Source organism: Bartonella sp. MU70NMGDW (genome assembly GCF_042194085.1).
GTDB lineage: Bacteria > Pseudomonadota > Alphaproteobacteria > Rhizobiales > Rhizobiaceae > Bartonella > Bartonella grahamii.
On sequence record NZ_JBHIMK010000111.1, the window covers coordinates 1 to 4,844 of the forward strand.

5 protein-coding genes are annotated in these 4,844 nt (G+C 38.9%); 4 read left to right on the top strand and 1 reads right to left on the bottom strand.

The features are described 5' to 3' along the window. From ACFIKE_RS08225 to ACFIKE_RS08235, 3 genes are all read left to right on the top strand, one after another. On the top strand, nucleotides 1-858 hold an 858-nt coding region (locus ACFIKE_RS08225; RefSeq protein WP_375649204.1), incomplete at its 5' end, for a prephenate/arogenate dehydrogenase family protein. 410 nt (nucleotides 859-1,268) lie between these two features. After that, entirely contained in the window at nucleotides 1,269-2,123 is an 855-nt protein-coding gene (locus tag ACFIKE_RS08230; RefSeq protein ID WP_375626054.1) for a YihY/virulence factor BrkB family protein, read from the top strand. 31 nt (nucleotides 2,124-2,154) lie between these two features. Continuing rightward, complete coding sequence (locus ACFIKE_RS08235) at nucleotides 2,155-2,631, top strand: YaiI/YqxD family protein (protein WP_375649209.1); 477 nt, start codon at nucleotides 2,155-2,157, stop codon at nucleotides 2,629-2,631. Nucleotide 2,632: 1 nt separating this feature from the next. Here the strand turns inward: ACFIKE_RS08235 and ACFIKE_RS08240 are convergent, their stop codons facing one another. After that, nucleotides 2,633-3,328, bottom strand: coding sequence for a TlpA disulfide reductase family protein (locus tag ACFIKE_RS08240; protein WP_375626052.1), 696 nt, complete (start codon nucleotides 3,326-3,328; stop codon nucleotides 2,633-2,635). A gap of 32 nt (nucleotides 3,329-3,360) precedes the next feature. On the opposite strand from ACFIKE_RS08240, the gene argH reads away from it, so the two are divergent. Then, on the top strand, nucleotides 3,361-4,761 hold the full coding sequence (gene argH, locus ACFIKE_RS08245) for an argininosuccinate lyase (protein WP_375649207.1): 1,401 nt from the start codon (nucleotides 3,361-3,363) through the stop codon (nucleotides 4,759-4,761). Nucleotides 4,762-4,844 lie beyond the last annotated feature (83 nt).

Here is a 4,844-nt window from a genome sequence, read left to right on the forward strand (position 1 = left end):
ATTAAAAAGAAAAATCTTGCGGCTCAAATTTCTATTGCAACACGTCGTTCAGAAACCTTGAAAAGAGCGCGCGAATTGGAGCTTGGGGACTTTTATACGACAGATAATGCAAAAGCTGTTGAAGGAGCAGATTTGGTTATTCTTTCTGTTCCTGTTGGGGCTAGTGCAGAAGTAGCAAAAAACATTCGTGATCATTTAAAACCTGGAGCGATTGTGAGTGATGTTGGTTCTACGAAAGCGTTGGTTATTGCGGAAATGGCACCTTTATTGCCAAAAACAGTTCATTTTATTCCAGGGCATCCAATTGCTGGAACGGAATATTCAGGACCAGATGCTGGTTTTGCTGATTTATTTATGAATCGTTGGTGTATTTTAACGCCTTTTGCTGAGAGTGATGCTGCTGCTGTCGCACAATTAACAGCGTTTTGGGAAGCTTGTGGTGCGCGTGTCGAAAAGATGGATCCTAAACATCATGATCTTGTTTTGGCTATTGTTTCGCATTTGCCGCATTTGATTGCTTATAATACTGTTGGGACAGCGAGTGATTTAGAAAAAGTAACAAATTCAGAAGTCATTGCTTATTCCGCTTCCGGTTTTCGTGATTTTACACGTTTAGCATCTTCTGATCCCGTTATGTGGCGCGATATTTGTTTGCATAATAAGGATGCTATTTTAGAAATGTTGAGCCGTTTTAGTGAGGGGCTTGCTTTTTTAGAGCAGGCAATTCGTTTAGGAGATGGTGAGACATTGTTTAACTTTTTTACACGTACGCGTGCTGTACGTCGCAATATTATTGATGCTGGACAGGAAATTGATGCTCCTGATTTTGGACGTCAGAGTGTTTCTAAAAAAGGGTGAATAAAAGCAAGGTTTTTTTGTTGAATTTCATTGGTTTTTTCTAGAAATCGATAAGAAGTTTTTTCTTTATTCAGTCATAGATGGCAATAAAAAAGAGTGGCGATTGCTTCGATACAGATAACTATGACTTCAAAAGGTTTTATGTGTGCAAGATTATCGTGCTTAACTCTCTATAGGGCATATGATGTACAGAAGAGGTTACTGATCTATAGAAGAGACAAAAAAATGAAGTCGTTGTAGAATTTCATATAGTGGGTTGTTGTTTTTGTTTTAGTATAAAGTCAGGCTTGACCGTGTTGATTATTGCCCTTTATATTACAACATCGGAAGATGTTTGTTTGCAGAGTTTTGATGATTTTTATAAAGCTTGAAATAGACAGAGGAAGAGTTTTACCAGAAAGTATAGAGATTTGTTAAGAAATATCTTTAGGTATAGCTATCGTATCCTTGTTGACGCAGTAAGCCATTATTGGCGTGATAATGGGAGTGCTTTTGCAAGCCATGTCGCGCTCTCTGGGCTTTTAGCATTTTTTCCTTTTTTTATTTTTGGAACTTCTCTTGCCAGTTTTCTTGGTGCTTTTACATATACACCGCAAAAAATCAAAGCTTTGGTGCAGTTATTACCAGATGTCATTGCAGAGCCTTTATCTCAGGAAATTATCAATGTTTTAACCATACAGCGGGGGGGAGTGTTGACAGTTTCTGTCATTGGAGCGGCTTATTTTGCCTCTAATGGGGTAGAGGCGTTACGTACAGCTTTAAATAGAGCTTATCGTGTTGTTGATCGGCGTAGCTTGTTGTTTTGTCGTTTTCAAAGTTTGTTTTTTGTGATTCTTGGAGCTGTTGGTCTTATTGTGATCAGCGTTTTGTTGATTTTAACACCTCTGCTGATCAAGATTATGCAAAATCATTCTTTTTTCATTACAGAATATATCGGTGTCATTCGTCTATGGCGTTACATAATCGCAGCGGTTGTTCTCTTTGTAAGTCTTTTGATTGTGCATAAATGGCTACCAGCAGAGCGGCGGAAGTTTATAGATATTTTACCAGGAATTGTACTGACAATGTTTGTATGGTTTATGGCTTCAATTGCTTTTGCACAATATTTGACAATGTTTGATTATATTTCTACCTATGCAGGGTTAGCATCTATTATGGTTGCTATTATTTTTCTTTACATCTTGAGTGCAATTTTTATTTTGGGAGGAGAAATAAACGCGGCGATAATGTTTTATCGCAAGCATTTGCAACATTCAGATGGATGAAAGAACTTAACTATTGCGTGAAAGCCAAGGTATGAATATCCCAATAAAGCCTGCTATTACTTTGTTGATTGATGCGGATGCTTGTCCTGTAAAAGATGAAGTTTATCGTGTGATGAATCGTTATCAGCTTAAGACATTTGTTGTGGCAAATCGTTTTTTTTCCCTTCCAGATGAAGCACTCATTGAAAGAGTGGTCGTTGCTGGTGAATTCAATTGTGCTGATGATTGGATCGTAGAACATGTGCATGAGGCAAGTATCGTTATTACCAGTGATATTCCTTTAGCAGCACGGGTTGTGCAAGCTGGGGGTTTTTGTCTTTCGCCAACGGGGCGTATTTTTGATGTAAATTCAATTGGTCAGGCTTTGGCGATGCGCAATTTGATGGAAGATTTGCGTGGACAGGGCAGTATAATAGGTGGTCCCCGTCCTTTTTCTCGTAAAGACCGTTCTGCCTTTTTGTCAGCACTGGATCTTGTTATACAACGTTTAAAAAGAAGCGGTTATTAGGTTATAGGGCTTCTTTTATAACAGCTTTTATAAGTGCTTTGGCATCGTCATTGGCCCATGGAGCTGCACCATTGAAGGAAGCAATGAGATATCCCTCTTTATCGATGAGAAATGTAATGGGGAGTCCTAAAGCAAGCCCCTGTTTTCTAACATTGTTGAAAATATCCATTGTTTCATCGCGATAGTAAAGCAAATTATCCGCATGAATATTCTGTAAAAATTGCTGAATTTTTTCAGGAGAAGCAGTTTTATCGATATTAATAGCTATGACATCAAAGTTTTCTCCACCTAATTCATGTTTTAATTGCGCAAGTTCTGGCATTTCTGTGCGGCAAGGTGCACACCAAATAGCCCATAGATTGACCAGCATCGGTTTTCCAGTAAATTCGCTGAGTGTGCGCTCTTTTCCTCGAATGTCCTTGAAAGAGAGTTTCTTCATATCTGAGGGCGTATCAGCAAATCTTATGTGGCTAAAAAAGCCTTTTGCTGCTTTTCGGATCGCCATCATTTTTTCTGCTCGTGCTTTATCAATGTTTATTTTTTGTGCTTGTGCTGCTGAAATGAAATTGAAAAGAAAAGACTCTCTTTTGGTATCGTAGTTTATGGTTGCGTATAAACTCAATGCAATGATAAAGAAAGCAAGGGAGAATTGCCTTTTTTTATTGTTTTTTTCGCTGATGAAAATTTGAAAAATCATAATTTTGTCCTTTAAATAGGTGTTTTCAGAATATGACAGATGAGAAGTTAAAGAACCAAATATGGGGTGGTCGGTTTGCGGCAGGTCCTGCTGCAATTATGGAAGAAATTAATGCCTCTATTGATTTTGATCAAAAACTTTATCGACAAGATATTGAAGGTTCCCTTTCTCATGCGGCTATGTTAGCGCAAACGAAAATCATTTCACAATCAGATTATGAAAAAATTGTTCATGGTTTGAAACTTATTCGCCAAGAAATTGAAGACGGTAAATTTGTTTTTTCACGAAAGCTTGAAGATATTCATATGAATATTGAAGCGCGGCTGAGCGAATTGATTGGTCCTGTAGCAGGGCGTTTGCATACGGCTCGCTCACGCAATGATCAAGTTGCTGTTGATTTTCGCTTGTGGGTGCGTGAAGCAACGCAAAAGATAGCACAAGCTTTAAAAGGATTGATAGAGCAATTGCTTATTCGAGCAGAACAACATGTTGATACCTTTATGCCAGGCTTTACGCATTTACAATCAGCACAACCGGTAACATTTGGCCATTATATGATGGCTTATGTTGAAATGTTTGGTCGCGATTTATCGCGGATGCGTGATGCGATTGAGCGCATGAATGAATCGCCTTTAGGGGCGGCTGCTTTAGCAGGTACAGGCTTTCCAATTGACCGTTTTATGACAGCAAAAGCGTTAGGCTTTCGAGAACCTACACGCAATTCGATTGATAGTGTTTCGGATCGTGATTTTGCCTTAGAATTTTTAAGCGCTGGCGCTCTTTGTGCAACGCATCTTTCACGTTTAGCAGAAGAAATAATTCTTTGGTCAAGTGAACAGTTTTATTTTATTCGTTTATCAGATGCTTTTTCAACGGGTTCGTCTATTATGCCGCAAAAGCGAAATCCTGATGCTGCCGAACTTGTGCGGGCTAAAGTGGGACGGTTGAATGGCGCATTGATGGGGTTGTTAACGGTGATGAAAGGGTTACCCCTTGCTTATTCAAAGGATATGCAAGAAGATAAGGAATATGTGTTTGATGGGGCTTTGAGTTTGGAATTATCACTAGCAGCAATGACAGGGATGATTGCTGATTTGAAAGTTAATAAAGAAGTTATGAAACAAGCCGCTGATTCTGGCTATGCAACAGCTACAGATTTTGCTGATTGGCTTGTACGCAATTTAGGGATTCCTTTTCGCGAAGCACATCATATCACAGGGTGTGCTGTGGCATTGGCAGAAAAAAAACAGTGTCGCCTTCAGGATTTATCATTAGATGAACTTCAAGCAATTTGTCCTGATATCAATGCGACACTTTTTGATGTTTTGACCGTTGAAAAATCTGTTGAAAGTCGCAAAAGCTTTGGGGGAACAGCACCTTCAGAGGTTCTTCGGCAAATTGCGTATTGGAAAAAGTGTCTTGTGAACGCTTGAGTGATTGTATTTTAAAGGTAAAAAAGAGATCGAGATGAGGAAAGAGGACAGATGAAAATTATATTAAAGGGGTTGATGATTGT